This is a genomic window from Pseudomonas asuensis, from assembly GCF_014646755.1.
GTDB lineage: Bacteria > Pseudomonadota > Gammaproteobacteria > Pseudomonadales > Pseudomonadaceae > Chryseomonas > Chryseomonas asuensis.
The window spans coordinates 17076-40316 of sequence record NZ_BMNW01000010.1; the positions used below are offsets into that span (position 1 = coordinate 17076).

At 53.7% G+C, this 23241-nt stretch carries 23 protein-coding genes; 8 read left to right on the forward strand and 15 right to left on the reverse strand.

Features of this window, described 5'->3' with window-relative positions; translation table 11 throughout:
* Positions 1 to 186: 186 nt before the first annotated feature.
* Positions 187 to 1608 (reverse strand): MltF family protein, encoded by a 1422-nt coding sequence (locus IEX86_RS19285; protein ID WP_188867771.1) that lies wholly within the window; start codon positions 1606 to 1608, stop codon positions 187 to 189.
* Between the two features lie 172 nt (positions 1609 to 1780).
* Here IEX86_RS19285 and IEX86_RS19290 point away from each other — a divergent pair, with 172 nt between their 5' ends.
* The 3 genes from IEX86_RS19290 (at position 1781) to IEX86_RS19300 (ending at position 4492) form a co-directional block, all read left to right on the forward strand.
* Positions 1781 to 2605, forward strand: coding sequence for a TatD family hydrolase (locus IEX86_RS19290; protein WP_188867772.1), 825 nt, complete (start codon positions 1781 to 1783; stop codon positions 2603 to 2605).
* Positions 2606 to 2723: 118 nt separating this feature from the next.
* Entirely contained in the window at positions 2724 to 4187 is a 1464-nt protein-coding gene (locus IEX86_RS19295; protein WP_188867773.1) for a methyl-accepting chemotaxis protein, read from the forward strand.
* 95 nt (positions 4188 to 4282) lie between these two features.
* Positions 4283 to 4492, forward strand: a complete 210-nt coding sequence (locus tag IEX86_RS19300; protein ID WP_188867774.1) for a hypothetical protein — start codon at positions 4283 to 4285, stop codon at positions 4490 to 4492.
* A 13-nt stretch (positions 4493 to 4505) separates the two neighbouring features.
* Here IEX86_RS19300 and IEX86_RS19305 read toward each other — a convergent pair whose 3' ends face one another.
* The 4 genes from IEX86_RS19305 to pyrF all read right to left on the reverse strand — a co-directional run bounded on the left by IEX86_RS19305 (position 4506) and on the right by pyrF (position 9211).
* On the reverse strand, positions 4506 to 6509 hold the full coding sequence (locus IEX86_RS19305; RefSeq protein ID WP_188867775.1) for a transglutaminase TgpA family protein: 2004 nt from the start codon (positions 6507 to 6509) through the stop codon (positions 4506 to 4508).
* Positions 6506 to 7462: a DUF58 domain-containing protein gene (locus tag IEX86_RS19310; RefSeq protein WP_188867776.1), complete on the reverse strand. Its 957-nt coding sequence runs from the start codon at positions 7460 to 7462 to the stop codon at positions 6506 to 6508. Before IEX86_RS19310 ends, IEX86_RS19305 begins: the two co-directional genes overlap by 4 nt.
* Positions 7463 to 7468: 6 nt before the next feature.
* Complete coding sequence (locus IEX86_RS19315; protein WP_188867777.1) at positions 7469 to 8386, reverse strand: AAA family ATPase; 918 nt, start codon at positions 8384 to 8386, stop codon at positions 7469 to 7471.
* Positions 8387 to 8512: 126 nt separating this feature from the next.
* The gene (gene pyrF / locus IEX86_RS19320) at positions 8513 to 9211 is read right to left on the reverse strand and encodes an orotidine-5'-phosphate decarboxylase (protein WP_188867778.1); all 699 of its coding nucleotides are present in this window, start codon (positions 9209 to 9211) and stop codon (positions 8513 to 8515) included.
* Positions 9212 to 9436: 225 nt separating this feature from the next.
* On the opposite strand from pyrF, the gene eat reads away from it, so the two are divergent.
* Genes eat through IEX86_RS19340 form a run of 4 tightly spaced genes read left to right on the forward strand, consistent with a single transcriptional unit; the run spans position 9437 to position 13253 of the window.
* Positions 9437 to 10807, forward strand: coding sequence for an ethanolamine permease (gene eat, locus IEX86_RS19325; protein ID WP_188867779.1), 1371 nt, complete (start codon positions 9437 to 9439; stop codon positions 10805 to 10807).
* Positions 10808 to 10866: 59 nt separating this feature from the next.
* Complete coding sequence (locus IEX86_RS19330) at positions 10867 to 12261, forward strand: ethanolamine ammonia-lyase subunit EutB (RefSeq protein WP_188867780.1); 1395 nt, start codon at positions 10867 to 10869, stop codon at positions 12259 to 12261.
* The gene (eutC, locus tag IEX86_RS19335; protein ID WP_188867781.1) at positions 12261 to 13037 is read left to right on the forward strand and encodes an ethanolamine ammonia-lyase subunit EutC; all 777 of its coding nucleotides are present in this window, start codon (positions 12261 to 12263) and stop codon (positions 13035 to 13037) included. Before IEX86_RS19330 ends, eutC begins: the two co-directional genes overlap by 1 nt.
* A gap of 48 nt (positions 13038 to 13085) precedes the next feature.
* On the forward strand, positions 13086 to 13253 hold the full coding sequence (locus IEX86_RS19340; RefSeq protein ID WP_188867782.1) for a DUF2897 family protein: 168 nt from the start codon (positions 13086 to 13088) through the stop codon (positions 13251 to 13253).
* Between the two features lie 26 nt (positions 13254 to 13279).
* Here the strand turns inward: IEX86_RS19340 and IEX86_RS19345 are convergent, their stop codons facing one another.
* The 7 genes from IEX86_RS19345 to IEX86_RS19375 form a co-directional block, all read right to left on the reverse strand.
* A complete protein-coding gene (locus IEX86_RS19345) occupies positions 13280 to 13849 on the reverse strand; it encodes a hypothetical protein (protein ID WP_188867783.1) in 570 nt (189 codons plus the stop codon).
* Between the two features lie 9 nt (positions 13850 to 13858).
* On the reverse strand, positions 13859 to 14209 hold the full coding sequence (locus IEX86_RS19350) for a hypothetical protein (RefSeq protein WP_188867784.1): 351 nt from the start codon (positions 14207 to 14209) through the stop codon (positions 13859 to 13861).
* A 65-nt stretch (positions 14210 to 14274) separates the two neighbouring features.
* Positions 14275 to 15714 (reverse strand): aminotransferase-like domain-containing protein, encoded by a 1440-nt coding sequence (locus IEX86_RS19355; protein ID WP_188867785.1) that lies wholly within the window; start codon positions 15712 to 15714, stop codon positions 14275 to 14277.
* 176 nt (positions 15715 to 15890) lie between these two features.
* Positions 15891 to 16703: an OmpA family protein gene (locus IEX86_RS19360; RefSeq protein WP_188867786.1), complete on the reverse strand. Its 813-nt coding sequence runs from the start codon at positions 16701 to 16703 to the stop codon at positions 15891 to 15893.
* Complete coding sequence (locus tag IEX86_RS25105) at positions 16700 to 16972, reverse strand: DUF4398 domain-containing protein (RefSeq protein WP_229685424.1); 273 nt, start codon at positions 16970 to 16972, stop codon at positions 16700 to 16702. The genes IEX86_RS19360 and IEX86_RS25105 overlap by 4 nt, the downstream gene beginning before the upstream one ends.
* Before the next feature lie 214 nt (positions 16973 to 17186).
* Entirely contained in the window at positions 17187 to 18122 is a 936-nt protein-coding gene (locus tag IEX86_RS19370; protein ID WP_188867788.1) for an electron transfer flavoprotein subunit alpha/FixB family protein, read from the reverse strand.
* Positions 18122 to 18871, reverse strand: coding sequence for an electron transfer flavoprotein subunit beta/FixA family protein (locus IEX86_RS19375; protein WP_188867789.1), 750 nt, complete (start codon positions 18869 to 18871; stop codon positions 18122 to 18124). The genes IEX86_RS19370 and IEX86_RS19375 overlap by 1 nt, the downstream gene beginning before the upstream one ends.
* A 437-nt stretch (positions 18872 to 19308) precedes the next feature.
* Here IEX86_RS19375 and IEX86_RS19380 point away from each other — a divergent pair, with 437 nt between their 5' ends.
* Positions 19309 to 20961, forward strand: coding sequence for an electron transfer flavoprotein-ubiquinone oxidoreductase (locus IEX86_RS19380; protein ID WP_188867790.1), 1653 nt, complete (start codon positions 19309 to 19311; stop codon positions 20959 to 20961).
* A gap of 44 nt (positions 20962 to 21005) precedes the next feature.
* On the opposite strand, the gene IEX86_RS19385 is transcribed toward IEX86_RS19380, so the two are convergent.
* From IEX86_RS19385 to IEX86_RS19395, 3 genes are all read right to left on the reverse strand, one after another.
* The gene (locus IEX86_RS19385) at positions 21006 to 21572 is read right to left on the reverse strand and encodes a DUF1285 domain-containing protein (RefSeq protein ID WP_188867791.1); all 567 of its coding nucleotides are present in this window, start codon (positions 21570 to 21572) and stop codon (positions 21006 to 21008) included.
* 9 nt (positions 21573 to 21581) lie between these two features.
* On the reverse strand, positions 21582 to 22184 hold the full coding sequence (locus IEX86_RS19390; protein WP_188867792.1) for a DUF4823 domain-containing protein: 603 nt from the start codon (positions 22182 to 22184) through the stop codon (positions 21582 to 21584).
* A 73-nt stretch (positions 22185 to 22257) separates the two neighbouring features.
* A complete protein-coding gene (locus IEX86_RS19395; RefSeq protein ID WP_188867793.1) occupies positions 22258 to 23226 on the reverse strand; it encodes a GTP 3',8-cyclase MoaA in 969 nt (322 codons plus the stop codon).
* Between the last annotated feature and the right edge of the window lie 15 nt (positions 23227 to 23241).

Sequence of the window (23241 nt, forward strand, 5' to 3'; positions counted from 1 at the left end):
TTGTGTCCGCCTCATAAGTCCCGCTGGTCAGCGGTGAGGCAATCACCGGCCAGCGCTTTAGCGGTATTTTTTGAGTCTCGATAGACTCGCGCCCCGCAAGTTGCTGTTTAAATCGGCGCATTCGAATCCTAGGCAAGCTGTGCTTATGCTGTCAAGCGCAGCGTTTACAGCTCACTGCCGGGCGGCTTAACGACTGGTAATACGGATACTACGCTTCCCCTCCTCAAGGCGGTCTCGCTCGCGGGCATATGCCAAATAGTATTTATTGACGCTACTGACATAGTTGACGACGCCCATCCCATGTTCTTCTGAGGCGATTCGCTCGACCTGAAAGAACCATTTGTTAGGGTTAAGCCCCTGCCGCTTTGCTTCGGCTCGCAAACGCTGAACTCGTTCAGGCCCAAGATTGTACGCAGCGAGAACAAAAGCTCGACGCTCACGCTCATCAAGCTTTCGGCTGGAAAAAAATTGCCGCCTTAGCTTTGCCATGTAGCGGGCAGCAGCCTGCACATTGCCATCGACGGTACGAATATTCTTGACCCCTACACTTCGGGCTGCCGAAGGCGTGATTTGCATCAGGCCCGTGGCACCACCGCTTCCCTTGGCGGTGCCATCCAGACCAGACTCCTTGTAGGCCATCGCCGCGAGGGTTAACCAGTCCAGATTATAGGTATCGGCATATCGCTTCAGGACAGAACGTACCTCAGTAAGGCGCTGATGATCATCGGCACCCAGTGGATTCCGGACCTTGGTGCTACCTTTATAAGCTTTCTGGAATGCAACATCGCTACCGGCCGGTAACCGGTAATCAGCCAAAAAGCCATTAACCACCTTGCGTAGCTCAGGCGTATCGCGCCGGACAAACCAAGTCATGTCCTGTTGTTTGGCTACGACTAGCCGCCGTTCGACATGCAGTTTGGGCAAGACTTTAGCCCAACGTTCGGCAATAGGCTGCTCAACCACTGTAAGGGAAAAGATTCCCGCTGAAATCATTTCCAACACATCCTCAACCCCAAGGCTGGGGTCAACCCATTCAAGCTCCACAGGCTTAAGCTTTCGCTTGACCAGCTGCGCATTCAGCTCGCGTAGGGCCGGCTCGGCAGCACTGCCTGCCGGCAGGGTCAACCGTCGCCCCGACAGTTGATCCAGACGCGTATAACGGCGCTGCCCGGCTCGACTGACGATTACAAGCGGTGTATTAGCCATAAGCGGATTGCTGCGTACGACCTTTGCCCCTATGGGGCCTGAAAATAGCTCACCGGGAGCGGCAATATCTCCCTCGCCCCGTTCTAGCGCTGCGAGCAATTCATCTTTAGGCTTTGGAATGAAGACAACCTTGAGCGGTTGCCCCTTTTTGGACTGACCGTTGAGATAATGCTCAAAGGCAGAGAGGCGGCGATATTCTACGCCGATGGACTTGCCATTTAGCTCACCAGAGCTGTTACGGTTCTGATTGACTAGAACACGGAGCACGCCGGCCGTACGAATGGCGGACAAGTCACGTACAGTTCTCTCTTGCTTCCAATGCTCTGTACTTCCAACCCGTGCCTGGGCGGGGAAAGGTGATAACAACAGCAGACAACACACAACAATAAGATAACGCGCCATCCGGTTCTCCATGGTTGGCCCAGCGCAAGACAAGGCGCAACGACGCCCTCCTTTCCAGGAGGCAATGGAAGCCGAACTACTCATGAACACTGAGATAATCCTGTTCATGATCGACTTTTTTATCAAATGGACAGGCTGATACTCAGCTGGCCACCCTTTATTAGGTATTTTCATGCAATTGATCGACATAGGCGTCAATCTGACTCATCCCAGCCTGGCACGAGAGGCCGAAGCCGTTATTGAGCGAGCACGCACAGCAGGTGTCGTTCAAATGATACTAACCGGTACAAGCCTTACCGAAAGCGAGGCTGCGCTCGAACTCTGCCGCTTGCTGGATGATTCGAATACGCTGTTTACAACAGCTGGCATTCACCCACACGAAGCGGCAAGCTGGAACACTACGACAGGACGTAGCCTCAAGGCACTGGCACAAGAGCAAAAAGTACGAGCCCTTGGTGAATGCGGGCTGGACTTCAACCGCGATATTGCTCCCCGCTCAGTGCAAGAGAAAGCTCTTGAAGAACAACTGGCTATAGCTGTTGAACTGCAGCTGCCTGTATTCCTGCATGAACGAGACGCCAGCGAACGTCTGCTGGCCATTATACGCGATTTTCGCGACAAGCTTCCTGCAGCAGTCGTCCACTGTTTTACTGGCGAAAAACAAGCGCTCTATCAATACCTGGATCTGGATCTACATATTGGTATTACCGGCTGGATTTGTGATGAGCGTCGCGGTACTCACCTTCATCCACTGATGAACGACATTCCCATAGGGCGGCTAATGTTGGAAAGCGATGCGCCTTATCTGCTTCCACGTACGCTACGCCCTAAGCCCAAAAGCGGCCATAACGAGCCTGCTTTCTTGACCGAAGTACTGCATGAAGTTGCTCGCCACCGTAATGAGTCGCCTCAGGCGCTGGCAGCCCACACCACGGTAACGGCCCGCCAGTTTTTCAATCTGCCTGCCGTTGAAGCAACTTTCGAAGATCCGTCCTAAAGCTGCCCTCTATCGTGCCGCTAACCTGAGCGGAAAGAAGCGGTTGTCTCTATCAACCGCTTCACTACTTTGCTCCGGCTCAATGCCGGAAAGACTCCCGTTACGGACACGATACTCCATGAGCGCTTGGATTCGAGACATTTCCCTGAAGTACAAATTCTGGGCTGTTAACGCCGTTGCTTTCTTTACGACACTGTTACTGGTCTTGTTTGCCATGCATCTTGAGCAGAGCGCTCGCCTGGAAGCTGGACAGAATGCTGCCAGGCTTGAGGCAAGCCAGTTATCGAGGCTGACGGCCGACCAGTTCCCCATAACAGCCACGGCGGCCAAGCTCAGTGACACCGCTGCACTGGCACGTATTGGGGTTGATGCCGTCTCCCTGACCGGAAAGCGGGACTGGGTAGAACTGGAGCATAGTGAAGCATTGGCCGGTGCATGGGTTGCCCAGACCGCTGATGGCCAGCCTTTTGCCGTGATGGTCGATCAGGTCAGCTTTGGGGAAGTCTTCATGCATCGTGCCTTTGAATACGGCATGGCTGTTTTCGTGCTGATGCTGGTACTTTTGGGTGCTTCTCAGCTTCTGATCCGCTTTATCCTGACCAATCTGCATACGCTCAAGGATGTCATGCTGCACGTGGAGCGCAGCGGTGATCTATCGGCACGTGTGCCGCTCAACAGTCGTGATGAGGTCGGTCAGATGGCTAATGCGTTCAATGCGATGCAGGGCGGCTACCAACGAATTGTCATGACTGTAACCGAGACCGCCACTCGACTGGATGACGGTGCTGCACGTCTGGCCAGCACCATGCGAGAAGTGCAACGCGGCATGCTCAATCAACAGAGCGAAACCGACCAGACAGCAACAGCCATCAATGAGATGTCCACGACGGTTCATCATATTGCCCAGCATGCCGCCGATACACGGGATCAGTCCAAAGAAGCTGACCGCCTGGCGGGCGCTGGTCAGGCTGTAGTCGAGCGTGTCGGCCAGTCAATTTCCGGGCTTTCCCAAGGGGTTCAGCAAACGGCTGAAATGATTCAGCATCTGGCTGACAACAGTCAGAAAATCAGTAGTGTCGTCAGTGTTATTCACGGTATAGCCGAGCAGACCAACCTGCTGGCACTTAATGCTGCCATCGAAGCGGCACGTGCTGGCGAGATGGGGCGCGGCTTTGCGGTTGTGGCTGATGAGGTTCGCAATCTGGCAAAACGTGTACAGGCTTCAACCAACGAAATCACCCAGATGATCGCAACGCTTCAAGCAGGCACACGCGATGCGGTTGAATTCATGAACGAAAGTTCGATCAAAGCAGATGGGTGTGTTGAAGAAGCCGTTGAAGCCGGGCAGGCACTGGCAGCTATCGCCGGCGCTGTGGCGCAAATGCGTGATAGTAATACGCAGATTGCGGTGGCTGCAGAACAGCAGTCTCACGTGGCAGAGGAAATGAACCGTTCTGTAGTAGGTATTCGAGATGTAACCGAGCATACCGTACAGCAGACATCAGGCGCCTCGGCGACCAGTCAGGAACTCGCTGCATTGGCAGGTGACCTGAATCGCGCCATTCAACAGCTTAAGCTTTAAGCACAGACGCTCTATGGCTTTGATAGCGAGGAGCAATTCGCACCTAAACTATCAAAGCCCTTACAGTAAGTGCATCAATTAACAGGAGTGCAATCATGCACCATATGATGAGCAAGGCCTCCTCACGAGATACAGTGCTGATGCTATCAGTGCCTCTGGTTAGCCTTTCCGTCCTGACCGTTGTCAGTGGGCTGTTATGCCACAGTGTTACCAGTCTGGCTGTGGGCGGAATAGGTATCGTAGCCGCCATGGCTATCCAGTTTCACGAGCCTAGCAAAAAATCTCATTCACTATTGGTAAGCTGACCGAGCGCCTTTGTTACACTCGATCAGCTTTTCCAGGTGTATTCAACGCTCTTTTTAGAGCTCTTAGCCGCTCTTTGAGAAGGCTTTCGTTTACGTCTTCACGGCTATAACGTTGCCGTTCGAAGCTAAGGCAGAACGCCTCGATTTCCTTTTGCTGATCTGGCAATCGCTGACTCGTACGGTGCATGAAATGACGTACCGTTTCAGCTTTTTCACGCTCTAGGCCATAGCGTCGAACCAGGCGCTCAAACTGACTGAAAAGCTTTTTTTGCGGATCTCTTTCGCGCTGCCAAGGCTTAAGCAGCCATAGAGCTAGCATTGCCACTAGAAGACTGCCGCCTCCCACAAGCGCCGCCACAAACGTAGCGCTGTCAACCTTACCAAACCAGCCGCGTAATAAGTCGCCCTGCGTTTCGGCCTGATAATTCAACACCCAACGTTGCCACCCATAGTTAAGCCTGTCCCATGTCATTCGCACATCGTTAAGCCAGGCGAATTGACGGTAACGCATCGGTGAAAAGGGTGATGATTCCAGAAAGGCGCCCTCGCCCCGTGCACTAGCCAAGGCATCTTCAAGGCCACGCTCTATCCGCTCGGGTGCTACCTGGGCAGTAGGGTCAACACTGATCCAGCCCTTCCCTGCAACCCAATACTCTACCCAGGCGTGTGCATCAAACTGATGAACCGTCAGGTAATTACCGGCCTGGTTGTATTCGCCCCCCTGATACCCCGCGACCATTCGGGCAGGAATGCCAGCGACGCGCAGGAGAAACGTCATTGCACCGGCATAGTGAGCACAAAAGCCGCGACGATGTTCAAAAAGAAACGCATCGATAGCATTCGCCCCGCCTACCGGAGGTTTAAGGGTATAAATAAAAGGTTCTTCACGAAAATAACGCAGCAGTGCCCCTGCCAATGCCTGAGCCTCAGGGTAGCGCTGCTGCAAATCTTTGATCCAGGCACGTGCCTGTAGATCATTGCCAGCAGGCAATTGTAGGGCCCGTCGGGAATTGGCCGGGCTAATCTGCACCTCACGGACAACCTGCGGCCATGAAGTTGCCTTGTACATTAGCGGTGAGTCAACAGGCCGTCGACGTTGCAAATGAAAATCTGCAGCCAGCCTGGCGTCACCTTGATTGATTTGAGGGACATCCAACGCAAACAGCCAAGGCTTCTGGCTTGGTTCCATGACTACGGTGTAGTTAACAGCAGGTCCGGCGGGCTGCCATTGCGGCGCAGTGCTATAGGCAGTTTCCTGACTGACCGACCAGCGCTGCCCATCAAAACGCTCGAATGTTGCCGCTCGCCAATAAAGTGTATTACGCGGTGGAGAGTCCTCCTCGAAGCTGACCCGGAAAGCCCGCTCGGCGGACTGGGATAGCTCAGCAATTTCACCCGGAGCAATCGTATCCGAAAGCCCTGTAACAGCCTTATCGGCTGATTGAGGCATTGACCACAACGGCCCTAATCTCGGAAAGAATAAAAATAATACAAGCATGAGCGGCAATGCTTGAAGTACCAGGCTCCCTGCCAGTCTGTAGGTCGGCCAGGGCCTATTCGCCATGCCACTTTGCTGAAGACCAATAAGCGCCGCCAGCAAAGCAGAAATAGGCAGCAGGCTATATAAGGCGGCAAGAAAACTGTCATCAAACAAGTAGGCGATGACAACAGCAAAAAAGCCTAGAAAGATCACCACCAAGGCATCTCGCCTTGTGTTCATTTCGACCAGTTTGAGCACAAACATAGAAATGAGTAGTGCTGTCCCGCCGTCCAGTCCGATCACTGTACCCTGGGCAAACCAGACGCTTGCTGCGGCTACAATCAGTAGGCCAGCCTTTTCGATTCGGGTAGGCGCTCGAACCTTCATCCTGAATTGTTGAATACGCCAGAGTGCACATCCCAGCCACAGCCCGACGATCCAGGGCGGCAAATGGAATAAATGAGGTGCAATGACAAGTGCCTGAGCCACCAGCAGCCACGTCAGGGCAATTCGAGGGATAGGTTGAGCGGCTGTCATGAAGGCTGTCCAAACAGGGCCAGTGCCTTGAGCGCCGCTGCCTGATGCGCCTCACCCGTGTCAGGCTTCAGTACAGTTCCTGGCAAACGCAGGCCAAAGCGCTGCTGCTTGGCCGAGCAGGCCAAAACCCAATGGCAAAGCTGGGATAGTCGCGTCTCCACATCTCCATCCAATACAGAAAAGTCGAGCCAGAGATCACTTCCGGTCAGCATGGCAAAGTCCCGAACAAGGAGTCCCTGCCCGCGCGAGTAGGCCTTCCAGTCCAACCGGCGACGCGAATCTCCCGGCTGATAAGGTCTTAGTCCCAAAAAATCATCAGCACCCTGCCCATGAGTACGCGAGCCTTCTTCAGCATCTGTATCGATACCCGCCGGCAAGAGCAGATCGCCTGGTATGGGTTTAGGGTAAATTAATGCCTTCTGCTCCAGGTCCAGCCAACTCCAGGCAACCATCAGCCCCAATGGAAACCGGCTTTCCACACGAAGCCTGCCCGGCCTCAGCCAGCCTCGCTTTACTGAGGTCAGAAAGAGATCCAACTCGCTCGCACCACCTGCCTCGACATCCACATACTGCATGTCCTCTTGTCGCCAGCCAATCGCAACGGCTTGGTGCGCTCGACTGTCATCGTCCAAACGCACCCTGAAACGTACTGGCTCATCAACAAACGCGGTTGCCGAGCCAGCAGCCGTCAAACGAAGCCCAGCCAGGTTTCGGTAAGTATGCAGGATGGTGACAACCCCGACCGAGAACAGTAGAAATGTCAGCCCATAGGCAAGACTGTTTTGGTAGTTGATGGCCGCAAGTAGCATCAATACCAACGAAACGCCAAAGGCTGTGCCTTGGCGGGTCGGCAAGATAAAAATACGCTTCTGGTGCAAAACCATTGAGGGGGCAGCCGGTATGCGCCGGTCCAGCCATGCACTCCACTGACGCCGAAAAGGGCTTGCTTTCATAAGACGTCAGAGGGCCGGAACTTCACGGAGCAACCATTGAACCAGCGCGCCACCACCATGACCCGCAGGATCGGCCTGATCACGTAAACGATGTCCGGCCACAGCAGGCAATACAACCTGTACGTCCTCAGGAATGACATAATCACGACCGTCCAACAATGCCCAGGCGCGTGCAGCGCCCAGCAAGGCCAAGCTGCCTCGCGGTGACAAGCCCAGCGCAAAATTAGACTGTGTGCGGGTTGCTTCGACTAAGCGCAGTACATAGTCTACGACCGCGTCGCTGGCATGAACTTTAGGTACTTCACTTTGGATAGCGGCCAACTGCCGATGATCTAGCAGCGGCTCAAGCCGGGGAAGCTGGTCTCTACCTGATCCACCCAACAACAAGGCACGCTCCGCTGCCCGCCCGGGATAACCCAGCGAAAGCCGCATCAGGAAGCGATCCAGCTGGGATTCCGGCAATGCAAACGTACCGCCCTGGGACACAGGGTTCTGGGTAGCGATCACAAAGAAAGGCTCTGGGAGCGGACGAGTCGCGCCTTCAATGGTGACCTGCCCCTCCTCCATCGCTTCCAGCAGTGCGCTCTGGCTCTTGGGGGTTGCACGGTTGATTTCGTCCGCCAACAACAGTTCGGTAAAAACCGGTCCCGGATGAAAGACGAATTGCCCAGTGTCCTTATCGAAGACGGACGTGCCTAATATATCGCCAGGCAACAGATCAGATGTAAATTGGATACGTTGAAACGAAAGGCCGAGTACCTTGGCCAGCGCATGGCTTAATGTGGTCTTGCCCATACCGGGCAGATCTTCAATCAGTAAATGACCTTTAGCGAGCAGGCAGGTCATGGCCAGGCGGACTTGCTTGTCCTTGCCGAGCAGGACCCTGTCGACTGCTTGGAGACAGGTTTCCAGTTGCGCGTGCATTACGTTCTCCTCTTGAACAGCCCGATGCTACTTGAACCGTGCAAGCGAAGAACAGGGCTTGAAATCTTTTGTGACGCTCGCGGGCAACACTCATGCTAGAGCGAGCCACGCGAGCATCTCCTGATTTCAGCGTAGATCAGCCAGGATAGCCGTCAATGCCGCCGCAGGATCAGCGGCGCGGCTGATGGGACGGCCGATCACCAGATAGTCAGATCCGGCTTCTAATGCCTCCCGAGGCGTAAGGATACGGCGTTGGTCATCTAGTGCACTGCCCGCCGGGCGAATACCCGGAGTCACCAACTGTAACCCTGGATGAGCCGTCTTGAGTGAAGAGGCCTCCTGGGCAGAGCATACCAGACCATCCATGCCGGCACGCTCAGCCAGCCCGGCCAAGCGGAGGACTTGCTCCTTGGGGTCAATATCCAGACCGATACCCGCCAGGTCTTCGCGCTCCATGCTAGTCAACACCGTTACACCTATCAGCAAAGGCTTGGGGCCGTTAAGTTTGTCGAGCGTCTCCCGGCAGGCCGCCATCATGCGTAAACCACCTGAGCAATGGACATTCACCATCCATACGCCCTGCTCGGCTGCAGCCTTCACGGCCATGGCCGTCGTGTTGGGGATGTCATGAAATTTGAGATCAAGGAAAACCTCGAATCCCTTGGCATGCAGCGCCTCGATAATAGGCGTGCCGTGGGAGGTAAACAGCTCTTTGCCTACTTTGACGCGGCACTGCGCCGGATCAAGTTGATCCGCCAATGCCAGGGCGCCCTCAGCAGTAGGAAAATCCAGGGCGACAATAATCGGTGTCTGGCAAGCAGGCATGGCACTCTCACAAATGAATCCAGGAAAGTCTTATTGTCGCAGAAAGCTAATTCGTGGCAAAACCATTGCTCACCCAGCTGGCTCAATGCACCAAAACAAAGAGTCATGTTTTGACTGGCGCCCTACGATTGGGCAGCTATGGTGTTAGAAAGCCGCTAAAAAAGCCAAAACAGGCTGGCATGCTCGCTGCAATGGTTACCTGCGAACCCACTCGGTGAGACGAAGATGACTACACAATTAAAACCCGCTCTGGGTACCTTGCATCTCTGGGGTATCGCTGTAGGCCTGGTCATTTCAGGGGAATACTTTGGTTGGAGCTATGGCTGGGGCGTAGCCGGAACGCTCGGCTTTCTCGTCACGGCGCTTATTGTTGCCGCCATGTATACCGCGTTTATCTTCAGTTTTACCGAACTCACGACAGCCATTCCCCATGCAGGCGGCCCTTTTGCTTACAGCAGCCGCGCCTTTGGCGAGAAAGGCGGTCTGATTGCTGGCCTCGCCACGCTGATCGAGTTTGTTTTTGCACCGCCTGCCATCGCCATGGCTATCGGCGCTTATCTGAATGTTCAATACCCCACCCTTGACCCTAAGCTGGTAGCCGTAGGGGCCTATATCACCTTCATGACACTTAATATTCTGGGTGTAAAGCTGGCAGCCACATTTGAGCTTGTCGTGACCGTATTGGCCGTGCTGGAGCTATTGGTCTTCATGGGCGTAGTCGCGCCGGGCTTTAGTTTCAGCAATTTTGCCCTTAATGGCTGGGCAGGTTCAGATACGTTTGGCATGCCTGCTATTACCGGAATCTTTGCTGCCATCCCCTTCGCCATCTGGTTCTTTTTGGCCATTGAAGGGGCAGCCATGGCAGCCGAGGAAGCCAAGGATCCCAAGCGCACTATTCCGAAGGCCTACATCACAGGCATTCTTACCCTTGTTTTTCTAGCGATTGGCGTAATGGTATTTGCAGGCGGCGCTGGCGATTGGCGGGCTCTTTCCAATATCAACGATCCCTTGCCGCAAGCCATGAAAATGGTCGTAGGTGAACACTCTGGCTGGCTGCATATGCTCGTGTGGATCGGCCTCTTCGGCCTGATCGCCAGTTTCCACGGGATCATCCTGGGGTACTCTCGCCAGTTTTTTGCTTTGGCCCGAGCAGGCTACCTACCCGCGGGACTTGCCAAGCTGTCGCGTTTTCAGACACCCCATCGTGCCGTAATGGCAGGTGGCGTAATTGGTGTTGCCGCCATATACAGTGATGGGCTGATCAATCTCCAGGGCATGTCGCTGACGGCTGCGATGATTACCATGTCGGTGTTTGGCGCCATCGTCATGTACATCATGAGTATGCTGAGCCTATTCAAACTACGCCGCACAGAGCCTAACCTGCCACGCAGCTATCACGCGCCTGGCTATCCTTTCGTGCCAGCACTGGCATTGGCACTCGCACTGGTCTGCCTGGTTGCCATGGCATGGTTCAACCCGGTCGTAGGCCTTGTTTTTCTGATGTTCATGGTCATTGGCTTCGTCTATTTCCTGTTTACCGCGCGCCAGCGTGCCCAAGCACCTACGGATAGCCTGTTGAAAGTTAACACCGTATAAAACTGACAGCCTCTACTCTGAGGCCAGGTGCATGAGGCAGTAACAAAACCGGAGTGTTTATGATCTACCAGACCACTGTCGACCATCAAACCTATCGTTTTGAAGACCTTAAGACACTTTTGGCCAAGGCAAGCCCGGCACGCTCGGGTGACGAACTGGCCGGGCTTTCAGCCGGGTCAGCTGAGGAACGCATGGCCGCCAAGATTGCCCTGGCGGATGTGCCACTCAAACGTTTTCTTGAGGAAGCCTTGATTCCCTACGAGCAAGACGACGTGACACGTCTGATCATGGACGGCCACGACAACCTTGCATTCACACCTATCAGTCACTTAACCGTAGGTGATTTCCGTAACTGGCTTCTGCTCGACAGTACTGATAGCACTGTCTTGTCTGCTGTTTCATCAGGTATCACGCCAGAGATGGCTGCGGCCGTGAGCAAATTAATGCGCAACCAGGATCTGATTCTGGTTGCAAAGAAATGCCAGGTCATTACCCGCTTCCGTAACACGATAGGTCTGCCTGGCCATCTTTCAGTACGCCTTCAACCCAATCATCCCACTGACGATCTGCAAGGCATTGCTGCCAGTATGCTCGATGGCTTGCTCTATGGGGCAGGCGATGCGGTAGTTGGTATCAATCCGGCCAGTGACTCGCTCTCTACATTAACGCCACTATGGGAAATGATGGATGAGCTGCGCCAGCATTTTGAAATCCCTATGCAGACCTGCGTGCTGACGCATGTCACCACCCAAATCAAGGCGATTGAAAAAGGCGTTCCGGTTGATCTGGTGTTTCAATCTATCGCAGGCACACAAAAGACCAACGAAAGCTTTGGTGTAACGCTGAGCATGTTACACGAAGCCAACGAGGCGGCCCGGTCACTCAGGCGAGGCACGCTGGGCGACAATGTTATGTACTTCGAAACGGGCCAAGGCAGCGCTCTTTCTGCCAGTGCGCACCATGGCGTTGATCAGCAGACCTGTGAAGCACGTGCCTATGCTGTCGCTCGCGCCTTCAAGCCTCTCCTGACCAATACCGTGGTTGGCTTCATTGGTCCTGAGTATCTTTACGACGGGAAGCAGATTATCCGGGCCGGACTTGAAGACCACTTTTGCGCCAAACTTCTCGGGGTCCCGATGGGCTGCGATGTTTGTTATACCAATCATGCTGAAGCCGACCAGGATGACATGGATACACTCATGACACTTCTGGGCGTTGCGGGGTTAACCTACATCATGGGCATACCAGGCGCCGATGACATCATGCTCAACTATCAAAGCACGTCCTTTCATGATGGCCTCTACCTACGTAGCGTGTTGGATCTCAGGCGTGCGCCAGAATTTGAAGCCTGGCTAACCCGCATGTCCATTGCAGAGCCTTCAGGAAAGCTCCGGGAAATCAGTGCCGGACATCAACTGCTGCGTGCACTTCCTCACTTGCCAGGAGCCGCCTGATGAGCACAGCCAACCCCACGCTGGTCCAGAGCAACCCCTGGGATGAGCTGCGTACGCATACGTCGGCCCGTATAGCCTTGGGCCGGGTTGGCTCAAGCCTGCCTACAACTGAGCTGCTTCGATTCGGCCTTGCTCATGCACAGGCGCGTGATGCCGTCCACCACCCCTTGGACATCGACACGCTAAAAACACAGCTCCACTCCAGAGGCTTCCGTACGCTTCACGTACATAGCAAGGCTGCGGATCGTCATCAGTACCTGTTACGCCCGGATTATGGCCGAGTACTGGACAGTGCCAGCCGTGAGCAGTTAATGGCTGAAGCTCCCGCCCCGGAACTTGCCATCGTCATCGCCGATGGCCTGTCATCATTTGCGGCCAGCAGTCACGCCGTTCCGCTACTGGAGCTGCTGAAAGAGCGCTTCGATACCGACTGGTCTCAAACCCCGGTCGTTATTGCCGAGCAAGCCCGTGTTGCCTTGGGCGATGAGATTGGGGAGTTACTCAAGGCACAGCTGGTGATAGTGCTGATCGGAGAGCGCCCCGGTCTTACGTCTCCCGACAGCCTTGGGCTTTATATAACCTACCAGCCTCGTCGAGGCCGCATGGACAGTGAACGCAACTGCATCTCCAACGTGCGCCCGGAAGGCCTGCCTTACCCTCTAGCCGTCTACAAACTTGACTATCTGATAAAAAAAGCGCTTCAGCTTCAAATAACGGGTGTAAATCTGAAAGACAACAGCGTTTTACCGTTACTGCAAAGCACTCCTACTGCCTAGACAGGTCTAAACTGCATAGACTGTGTTATTTGCGCGGAGGGTTGCACCATGCCTTGGTATGCCTGGCTATTTCTGATTCTCGCAGTAGGCTCAATTCTAGGAAGCCTGCTAATGCTTCGTAGCTCGGCCCACAAGGTGGAGCTAACCGATGAGCAGCGCCAGCGAATTCGTCAGCGTAACGAAGAAATGGATGCCAAAGACGTTCGGAATCGCTGAGCATACTCACACATTGCAAAGTAGCCTTAGCGCTTGAACTCAAACTGCAGTTCGGCGCCTTCGAAATCATCTGAGCGCTCGCGGTTTAGTATCCGCCCGCTCAAATTAAATCTGCCATCATCCTTCTGCTTATCGAATAGAGGAGGAAGCCTTCCCTGCGGCTCATCCTGCTCTACCATAACAGGCACAGTGCTTTCGATCAGCTCCTTAGGAATAGTCAAGTCAACCTTAAGCGGCTCTTCAGGCTCCGGAAGCTTCTGCTTCACTGTCTTGGGTATCGGCTTGGGTTTTGGCTTTTCTATAACCAGCTCAGGCTTCTTATCGGGCTCGGGAGCTGGAGTAGCCTCCTCCTCAAAGCTTTCAGGAACGCGGGAGGTCAGGATCGGATCCTGCCTCGTTTGAGCTTCTGGAATAGGCTTGGCATGTGAAGCGGCTGGTGAGGTCGGCTGTGGTGCTGCTCGCTCTACAGCCGCCGCCTGAGGTTCAGCTGGCTTCTTAGGCGACTCTTTTTCTGAGTTATCACACCCACAGAGCATTAACACCAGCACCAGCCAGTACGGCTTATGATCACTCATCATCCAACTTAGAGTCGTCATGGAAAAGCCTCAGGCAGAACGTTGTGAACTCCTGTCCGTGAAGATGGCCCACAGCAATAGCGCATAACATACTGCGGTAATCAGGTTTCCTATGGCATTGAGCAGCGCATAGGCCCAACCGGGTGCCAGCTCTATCTGCCACAGCGGCAATAAGACCGGCAACGCCAGCGTAAGCACGCTATAAGCCGCAAGCCAGACGAGCAGGATAATCATGCTCAACAGGCACAACAGGCTAGCCTTGCGGTGTGTTCGCCATTTCAAGCAAGCCACCAGCAGCCCTGTCAGCCAGACAAGCACCAGAGGCACATTGCCCAACACTCCAATCATCGGCAGCCAGCTTGTGGCCTCTATCGACCCCATCGGCACCTTTACCTCTTCACACCTAATGCAAACAGACTCACAAAACAGCGAGCAAGTTCATACCATTAAGCAGCTACCTGAGCCTCTTGGCAGAGCTGATTGGCCAGCATTCCGATTGTCATCAGGGCGCGCTCGGTTTGTCGGTTCCAAGCCATGCCGCAATTGAGCCGAATACAGTTGTTGAATTGATCCGTATTGCTAAAGATGATGCCTGGCGCAATGCTGATACCTTCCTGCAAGGCCCGAAGGTGCAAATCTTTAGTGTTAACCCTGGCAGGAAGGCTTACCCAGAGAATGAAGCCGCCAATTGGCCGGCTCATTTGAGTCCCTTCCGGAAAATACTGTTGAACAGCCAATTGCCAGGCAGTCATGTTCTTGCGGTACTCATGCCTGATGGAGCGCAGATGCCGGTCATACCCTCCATTTTCAAGGTAAGCAGCTACACCCATCTGCGTCAGGCTACAGGCAGAGTGCGTAGTAAAGGTTTGTAAGCGCTGAATATCCGGCTGGTACTGATTGGCAATAACCCAACCGATACGCACCCCCGGCGAGATCGTCTTGGAAAAGCTTGAACAGTAGACGACCCTGCCATACCGATCATGAGCTTTGAGCGCCTTCGTTGCGCCCACCTCATAGACCAACTCACCGTAGATATCATCTTCGATGATCATGAAGTCCCGCTCATTGGCGAGCCTTAACAGCTGCTTTTGACGCGCCTCCGGCATGGTACTGCCCAAGGGGTTGCTCAGCCGGGACGTCATGACCAGTACCTTCACAGGCCACTGCCGGGCAGCCAGCTGCAATGCCTCGACACTAAGCCCAATTTGCGGATCACAGGGAATCTCAACCACCTTCAGTCCCAAGACATCAGCCAACTGCAGCAATCCGTAATAGGTAGGCGACTCGGTGGCGATCAGATCGCCAGGCTTGGTCAGCACACGCAACGACATTTGCAGCGCGTCCACACAGCCATGTGTAATGACAACCTCAGAAGGTGCTACCGCGACCCCTGCATCGCGCATACGAATCGCAACCTGACGGCGCAGGGGTTCATAGCCTGGGCTGTACATGTAGCTGAAGGCGCGCTGGCTCTGGAACCGTGTGACCTTGCTGATCTGCTGGTGCAACGCCCTGATTGGCAAGAAATCCACACTAGGAATAGCAGCCCCAAAAGGGACCACGTCATCCCGACGGGACTCCAGAAGCACCTGATTGATGATATCGCCACGCGTAACCAGCGTTGGACGCTCTACCCTACCGATTTCAGGAGTGGGTGCTGTAAGTGCAGGCGTTTGATGTACATAAAAGCCTGACTGGGGCCTGGCGCGGATTAACCCTTGATCTTCTAGCGTGGCATAGGCCTGCAAAACGCTTGCATGACTTACGCCCAACTGCTGGCTCATCTTGCGAACCGAGGGAACACGTTCGCCAGGCTGGTAAACGCCACGGCGAATATCTTCAGCCAACTGATGAGCGATACGTTGGTAGAGCAACAGATTCGTCATGGCACGCATTCCCTTGTTCACTGAACCGAAACAGTAGCATCGTCTTATTAAATTGCACCGGTACAGCTTGATGAATTTAGGACAATACAGCCAGTGCTAAGGGCCGCTCCGTCGGCGATGAAACAAGGGATGCCGCTTTTAGAAAAAGCAGCTCGTAAAAAGCTGTCTTTTACCCTTCAACGTGCCGGTACGAAGTCACCGTTTTCATCAGAGAACACGACCTCTACCCGACGGTTCTTAGCACGCCCCTCTGCGGTTTCGTTAGAGGTAACCGGGTAATCTTCGCCGTAGCCTAGAACCTGTAGACGCCCTTCTTCTATTCCCAGCGTGCTTAAGGCTTTAGCAACGGCCTGAGCGCGCTGCCTGGAGAGAGAAAGGTTTCGGTCTCCGTCACCGGAATCGTCTGTGTAGCCTTCGATACGGACTTCGCGCTTAGGATTGATTTGAAGAAATTGAGCCAGTTTAAGAACTGTTTCATTGGCCGTTGGATTAAGCTGCGACCGTCCAGGAGCAAACAATACATCTCCCAGCGTCATAACAAGCCCCCGCTCTGTCTGGCTCGTACCCAAGTTAAATAACTGATCGGTAAGCCACACGTTACGCTCCCGGGCAGAGCGAAGCTCCTTCTCGCGTAGTTTCAACTGCAAACGCTCGATCTGCAGCTGTAGCTGCGTTGCCTTGTCCTGGCTCGAACGAAGGTTGGCATGTTCTTGGGCAATATCGCTGTAGCGCTGGCTTAGGTATGCAAAGTGTCGTGCATCCTTGCTGCTGCCCCAATAACTAGCAAGTTGCTCTGCCTTGTCCAAGGTCTCCTCGGCCCTTCGCACATCCTTGGGCGCGCTGCGCAGCACCTCGGAATCAGTCTTTATCGAGGCGTAGCGGGACTTGGCATCCTGTAGCGCCTGCTGGGTTGTAGTGCTACTTGCGCATCCCGTGGTTAGCGAAATCATCAGCGCCAGCCCAGCCAGAGAAAATGCCAAACGCATCATGGGGTACTCTCCAAGCGCTTCTGCAATCGAGCGATCTGCTTGTTGAGTTCATCCACATGCGTCTGACTCTTGTTGTTAAGCACCCTGGCCTCTGCCAGGCGAACATCGAGCTCAGCCTGCTCGGCCAGTACGCGCGCCTTTTTGTACTCCTCGGTCAGCATGGCTTTTTGGGCTCGCTCAAGCTTGTCCTTGGCAAGGCTATACTCAGGGACTGAGCTATCCACACCCACGTCATGAGCCTGGCTGAATGCCTGGGTGGTAAGTTTCATTTGCTCAGATGGCGCAGGGTCGTTCGCGCATCCAGCAAGTAACAGGGCAAAAACCGGAACTACCCGACGATAAGAACTCTTCACTATCTGGTTTCCTGCAGAGTCAGGCGACAGCGCTATGAGGCTGCCTAAAGCCAGAATTTTGTCATGTTGAAAGACGTTTGTCCGCCCAATAAAAAACCCGCTCATTTGAGCGGGTTTTCAAGGCTATCGCTTATAGCGACTTTTCAATCTCAGGAATCAACTCGAACAGATCGCCAACCAGACCGTAGTCAGCCACCTGGAAGATGGGGGCCTCTTCGTCCTTGTTGATTGCCACAATGACTTTAGAATCTTTCATACCTGCCAAGTGCTGAATAGCACCAGAGATACCTACCGCGATATACAACTGTGGCGCCACGATCTTGCCAGTCTGGCCCACCTGCATGTCATTCGGTACAAAGCCTGCGTCTACTGCGGCACGGGACGCCCCTACCGCAGCGCCCAGCTTGTCTGCCAGGGAGTACAAAATCTTGAAGTTATCGCCATTTTGTAGACCGCGGCCACCCGATACCACAACTTTAGCAGCGCCCAGATCTGGACGGCCTGTAGTAGCGAGCTCCTCATTTACAAAGCGGGAGATACCCGCATCCTGTACCGAAGAAACCGCTTCAATAGCAGCCGAGCCACCTTCAGCAGCGACCGGATCAAAACCGGTAGCCCGAACAGTGATGACCTTGACTGGAGCAGACGACTGTACGGTTGCAATCGCATTACCGGCATAGATCGGGCGCTTGAAAGTATCGGGGCTTTCCACCGCAATGATCTCGGAGATCTGATCGACGTCCAGCAACGCAGCGATGCGTGGCATGAAATTTTTGCCGTTCGAGCCAGCCGGTGCCAGCACGTGGGTATAGCCGTTAGTCTTGGTGAGCTCAACGACCAGTGGCGCAACGTTTTCCGGCAGCTGGTAGGCATAAGCAGCATTATCAGCTACCAACACCTTGGAAACGCCCTCAGCCTTGGCTGCGGCTTCAGCCGCACCGCTGCAGCCCTGCCCTGTGATCAGAACATGGATATCACCACCAATGGCTTTGGCTGCAGCCACGGTATTGAGCGTTGCGCCGTTAAGCGCAGCATTACTGTGTTCGGCAATGACCAGAATAGCCATCAGATCACCTTCGCTTCGTTCTTGAGTTTTTCGACCAGTTCAGCAACCGACTTAACTTTGATGCCTGCTTGACGGCCAGCCGGGGCTTCAACTTTTAGCGTCTTGATACTGGATGCAGTGCTAACACCCAGAGCATCAGGCGTTACCACATCCAGCGGCTTCTTCTTGGCCTTCATGATGTTAGGCAGCGAGGCATAACGTGGCTCATTCAAGCGCAGGTCAGTGGTCACAATGGCTGGCAGGCTCAAGGCAACCGTCTGCAAACCACCGTCGATTTCGCGCGTCACGTTTAATACGTCACCGTCACGCTCGACTTTGGAAGCAAAAGTACCCTGAGCAAAGCCTGTCAGCGCACCCAGCATCTGGCCAGTCTGGTTGTTGTCGCTGTCAATGGCCTGCTTGCCCATAATAACCAGCTGGGGCTGCTCCTTATCGACGACAGCCTTGAGCAACTTGGCAATAGCCAATGAACTAAGCTCATCATTGGTCTCGACCAGAACAGCACGGTCTGCTCCCAGAGCCAGCGCAGTACGCAACTGCTCCTGAGCAGCAGTCGGGCCTACGGACACCGCTACAATCTCGGTAGCGATACCTTTCTCCTTGAGGCGCACCGCTTCTTCAACGGCGATTTCACAGAAGGGGTTCATGGACATTTTGACGTTAGCCAAGTCAACACCGGAGTTATCGGGTTTGACGCGGACCTTGACGTTGTAGTCCACCACTCTCTTTACAGCTACAAGAACCTTCATGAGTTCCTCATTATTCTGTAGTGAATAAATAGGGTAGCCAGGCAGGCCTAGCCGATCGAATCGACCAAATAACGGCTCTCGGCTTACAAATAACCATTAACCGCCGTATGTTGACTGCATCGGTCGAGAGGGTCAACGCTCCAGGGCAAGTCAGCAGGCTCCAAAAGCAAATGTGATAGGCCAAACCATCCGAATAACGGCACGCGCGTCCGACAAACGCGTGATCCGGACATAATTTCAACCAAATGACAATGCAAGCAGGCAGTTACCATACATAACCCTAGCCGCTCTTCGACACAGCATGAGCAGAATGTACCAGCCTGAAGAAAAATTCAAACAAACGTTTGTATTGGACCTCTGGAAAGACCCCTATATAATGTTTTCTTTATTACAGCCGCCAAAATATAACTAGCATCACTGCCTTGAGGAGACTGTCCGTGGAACGCGAATTTATGGAGTTCGACGTCGTTATTGTCGGCGCCGGCCCGGCAGGCCTTTCCGCTGCCTGCCGACTGAAGCAGAAGGCGGCTGAGACCGGTCAGGAAATCAGCGTCTGCGTCGTGGAGAAAGGCTCCGAAGTAGGTGCCCATATCTTGTCTGGCGCTGTGTTTGAGCCACGAGCACTCAATGAATTGTTCCCAGACTGGAAAGCACTGGGCGCCCCACTGAACACGCCCGTCAAGCGCGACGACATCTATCTGCTTAAAGACGCTGAGCGGGCCAGGAAACTGCCGGACTTCGTCGTTCCGAAGACGATGCATAACCAGGGCAACTACATCATTTCTCTCGGCAATCTGTGCCGCTGGCTAGCCCAGCAGGCCGAAAGTCTGGGTGTAGAAATCTATCCAGGCTTCGCCGCGCAGGAAGCACTCATCGACGAAAGCGGCGTTGTACGCGGTATCGTAACCGGTGATCTGGGCGTAGACCGTGAAGGAAACCCCAAAGAGGGTTACTACACACCCGGTATGGAACTACGCGCCAAGTACACACTATTTGCTGAAGGCAGCCGCGGTCATATTGGAAAGCAACTGAGTCAGCACTTCAACCTGAGCGCTCATTCCGATGTTCAGCATTACGCTATCGGTATTAAGGAAATTTGGGATATTGATCCCGCCAGGCACGAACAAGGCCTTGTAGTACACACTGCGGGCTGGCCACTGGATGATGACAACCCAGGCGGCTCATTTTTGTATCACCTGGAAAATAACCAGATCGTAGTAGGCTTGATCGTAGATCTGTCCTACCGCAATCCCTACCTTTCTCCTTTCGATGAATTCCAGCGTTACAAACATCACCCTGTGATCAAGCAGTATCTGGAAGGTGGAAAACGAGTGTCCTATGGGGCTCGCGCTATTACCAAAGGCGGATTGAATTCACTTCCGAAGCTGACTTTCCCAGGCGGCGCCTTGATCGGCTGCGACGGCGGCACACTCAACTTTTCAAAGATCAAGGGCAGCCATACCGCAATGAAAACCGGCATGATGGCTGCTGAGGCTATCGCTGAAGCACTAGTAGCCGGGCGCGAGGCGGATGAACTGACCAGCTACCTGGATGCTTTCAAAAACAGCTGGGTATACGAAGAACTCTATAAGAGTCGTAACTTCGGTGCTGCCATTCATAAGTATGGCGCCATCAAGGGCAACGCGTTCAACTTCATCGAGCAGAACCTGTTTGGCGGCAAGCTACCTATTACGCTGCATGACACAACGCCTGATTATGCTTGCCTTAACAAGGCATCTGAATCTAAGCGGATCGATTATCCCAAGCCTGACGGTAAGATCAGCTTCGATAAGCTGTCCTCGGTATTTCTTTCCAATACCAACCATGAAGAGGATCAACCTGTTCACCTGAAGCTTAAGGACCCGTCTATCCCTATCAGCCGTAACCTTCCCCTGTATGACGAACCAGCGCAGCGTTATTGCCCAGCAGGCGTTTACGAAGTTGTTACGCAGGAAGACGGCGAGAAACGATTCCAGATCAATGCTCAGAACTGCGTTCATTGCAAGACTTGTGACATTAAGGATCCGTCCCAGAACATTACCTGGGTGCCGCCAGAGGGTACAGGTGGCCCTAACTATCCCAACATGTGATCAAAAAAGGGCTCCCGAGGGAGCCCTTTTTATTCACGATTGATTCACGCTTGCCGATCTATTGGAAAAAACGTTCCATTACTCCAAAGCCCCTGCCACATTGCTCCCTCATAGAGCTGCGGCACTATGCGTTCGACGAGTCGGTAAAAAACATTGCGATGAATCAAAGCTTCTAGCTGGTCCCTTACAAGCACATAAGGTGAGGGCTCTCCAGTAACAGGATCAATAGTCACCCTTAAGGGATGGTGACTATCCGCTTCAACCGTATCGCCTACCTGTGTTATGAACCGTAGCACCTGCCCTTCTCCCTGGCCTTGCACGTCACAGTCAACAGCAACAAATGGGACATCCTCTACTTGAATGCCAACCTTTTCGACAGGCGTGACCAGCACGTAACCCTGTTCATCCTTACGCAAGATAGTTGAGAACAGTCGAACCATGGCAGGCCGATTAATAGGTGTCCCCTGGTAAAACCAAGTCCCATCTCGCGCAATGCGCATATCGATATCACCACAGAAAGGAGGATTCCATGAATGGACCGGCGGCAGTGCCTTGCCTTCCGCGCTCGGTAATTGAGCGATCAGGTCATCAACCTTATGCGGTTCACTCATGAGTATTCCTTATCGTGTTAAACCTAATAGGTGCTGAGCATACTCGGCAAGCGGAGGCGCCAGCAGGTCTTCAGGCTTTTCATTGTAGAACGTTAGAAAGCCACCTCGGCTCCGAATACGCGCTGTATCCACCAGATAATAAGTCGCCGTCTCGATCAACATGACCTGAACGACACTACGGTCACGGCCTACTCGACCCAGCGCTTCCTCATCCTCCCACTCCTGCCAGTTGCCAATTGCATCATCAGCAGAGGCAAAGCGGGTGTAAAGCAGATAATGGGCTCCCACGTTGCGCGCTTCAAGTATTGCCTCGTCCAGGCCAACCGGCGCTTTGGCACGGCGTACGCGTGGAAAATACTCTACGAAACCATTGAATGCCTGTTCCGCCACAACATTTGGCCTGGCGTATGGGTGCCCTGGCGGCACGAACGCACCCTGTGCAATATAAATATAAGAGTCCGGCTGCAGCCGGAAGTTGTTCAATCGCTGCGTATGACTGTAATCAAGAAACCCTGCATCGCGTAGATGGTAGGTAGTACCAGCGGCCATATCGCTAACATTCATACAACCGGACAACAACGCAATCGCGCAAATGGCGAGGAAACGACGCATCTCTTTCTCCTAAACCTGCGACGAAAAACCGGCGCTGACACGCGTCTAGCAGTTTCCAGGCCAATCTATAATGTTAGCCTCCGATGATCTTCATCACCGTTACGCCACCAGAGAACGCAATGTCTTGCTTGTCAGCCAACGCCTTGACCAACAAGCGCTGCAAGGCCGGAAGAGCCAAGTGACGAGGCTTGTCCAGCAAATCACCTACAAAGTGGCGATTACTGGATGACAAACAGCCGTGCAACCAGCCTGTTGAAGACAAGCGTAGCCGCGAACAGGTACGACAGAAAGGTACGCTTTCATTCGCGATGACACCAAAGTAGCCTCCCCCCTCTACCTGATAACGCAAGGCAGTAGCATCTATAGGCGCATCAGCCTGTACAAAGGGATGTACAGCACCGATGATTTCCAAAAGCTCCGCTAATCGCACAAATTGCTGCTGAAAGCCGTTAGGGTCACGAGCCAAGTGACCCATCCGCATAAGCTCAATGAACCGTAGCTCAAAACCATGCTCAAGGCAGTACTCAAGCAGTGGCAATACTTGATCAAGGTTCTGGCCACGCAATGGCACCATATTGACCTTGATCTTGAGGCCGGCCTGACGCGCCTCCTCAAGACCAGCAAGCACAGTCTTTAAATCCCCTCCACGCGCAAGCGCAGGAAAGGCTTCTGCATCAAGCGTATCCAGAGAGACATTCAAGCGCCGAACACCATTATCTATAATGATAGGCAGCTTTTTAGCCAGGAGCTGACCATTAGTGGTCAGGCTAATGTCCTTGAGCTTTAAGGTAGAAACTGCCTGCAAGAAAGGTTCGAACTTGGGCGTGACCAACGGCTCACCGCCCGTGATACGTAAACGCTCGATACCTGCTGCCTCAATGAGGTATTCAACACCACGAGCCATTGCATCGGCAGATAGCTCATCTTGAGCCGCTACAAGACGTTTTCCATTAGGAACACAGTACGTGCATGCATAATTGCATGCAGCGGTTAAGCTGATCCGTAGGTTGCGAAAGGCTCGACCCTGACGGTCAACAATCATGCTTAAACTCCAACT

Coding starts and splice junctions, on each gene's coding strand:
- IEX86_RS19300 (WP_188867774.1), top strand. CDS start 4,283: ATGCACCATATGATGAGCAAGGCCTCCTCACGAGATACAGTGCTGATG.
- eat (WP_188867779.1), top strand. CDS start 9,437: ATGACTACACAATTAAAACCCGCTCTGGGTACCTTGCATCTCTGGGGT.
- IEX86_RS19330 (WP_188867780.1), top strand. CDS start 10,867: ATGATCTACCAGACCACTGTCGACCATCAAACCTATCGTTTTGAAGAC.
- IEX86_RS19350 (WP_188867784.1), bottom strand. CDS start 14,209: ATGGGGTCGATAGAGGCCACAAGCTGGCTGCCGATGATTGGAGTGTTG.
- IEX86_RS19390 (WP_188867792.1), bottom strand. CDS start 22,184: ATGCGTCGTTTCCTCGCCATTTGCGCGATTGCGTTGTTGTCCGGTTGT.
- eutC (WP_188867781.1), top strand. CDS start 12,261: ATGAGCACAGCCAACCCCACGCTGGTCCAGAGCAACCCCTGGGATGAG.
- IEX86_RS19305 (WP_188867775.1), bottom strand. CDS start 6,509: ATGACAGCCGCTCAACCTATCCCTCGAATTGCCCTGACGTGGCTGCTG.
- pyrF (WP_188867778.1), bottom strand. CDS start 9,211: ATGCCTGCTTGCCAGACACCGATTATTGTCGCCCTGGATTTTCCTACT.
- IEX86_RS19295 (WP_188867773.1), top strand. CDS start 2,724: ATGAGCGCTTGGATTCGAGACATTTCCCTGAAGTACAAATTCTGGGCT.
- IEX86_RS19345 (WP_188867783.1), bottom strand. CDS start 13,849: ATGACGACTCTAAGTTGGATGATGAGTGATCATAAGCCGTACTGGCTG.
- IEX86_RS19315 (WP_188867777.1), bottom strand. CDS start 8,386: ATGCACGCGCAACTGGAAACCTGTCTCCAAGCAGTCGACAGGGTCCTG.
- IEX86_RS19385 (WP_188867791.1), bottom strand. CDS start 21,572: ATGAGTGAACCGCATAAGGTTGATGACCTGATCGCTCAATTACCGAGC.
- IEX86_RS19375 (WP_188867789.1), bottom strand. CDS start 18,871: ATGAAGGTTCTTGTAGCTGTAAAGAGAGTGGTGGACTACAACGTCAAG.
- IEX86_RS19355 (WP_188867785.1), bottom strand. CDS start 15,714: ATGACGAATCTGTTGCTCTACCAACGTATCGCTCATCAGTTGGCTGAA.
- IEX86_RS25105 (WP_229685424.1), bottom strand. CDS start 16,972: ATGAAACTTACCACCCAGGCATTCAGCCAGGCTCATGACGTGGGTGTG.
- IEX86_RS19370 (WP_188867788.1), bottom strand. CDS start 18,122: ATGGCTATTCTGGTCATTGCCGAACACAGTAATGCTGCGCTTAACGGC.
- IEX86_RS19360 (WP_188867786.1), bottom strand. CDS start 16,703: ATGATGCGTTTGGCATTTTCTCTGGCTGGGCTGGCGCTGATGATTTCG.
- IEX86_RS19340 (WP_188867782.1), top strand. CDS start 13,086: ATGCCTTGGTATGCCTGGCTATTTCTGATTCTCGCAGTAGGCTCAATT.
- IEX86_RS19290 (WP_188867772.1), top strand. CDS start 1,781: ATGCAATTGATCGACATAGGCGTCAATCTGACTCATCCCAGCCTGGCA.
- IEX86_RS19285 (WP_188867771.1), bottom strand. CDS start 1,608: ATGGCGCGTTATCTTATTGTTGTGTGTTGTCTGCTGTTGTTATCACCT.
- IEX86_RS19310 (WP_188867776.1), bottom strand. CDS start 7,462: ATGAAAGCAAGCCCTTTTCGGCGTCAGTGGAGTGCATGGCTGGACCGG.
- IEX86_RS19395 (WP_188867793.1), bottom strand. CDS start 23,226: ATGATTGTTGACCGTCAGGGTCGAGCCTTTCGCAACCTACGGATCAGC.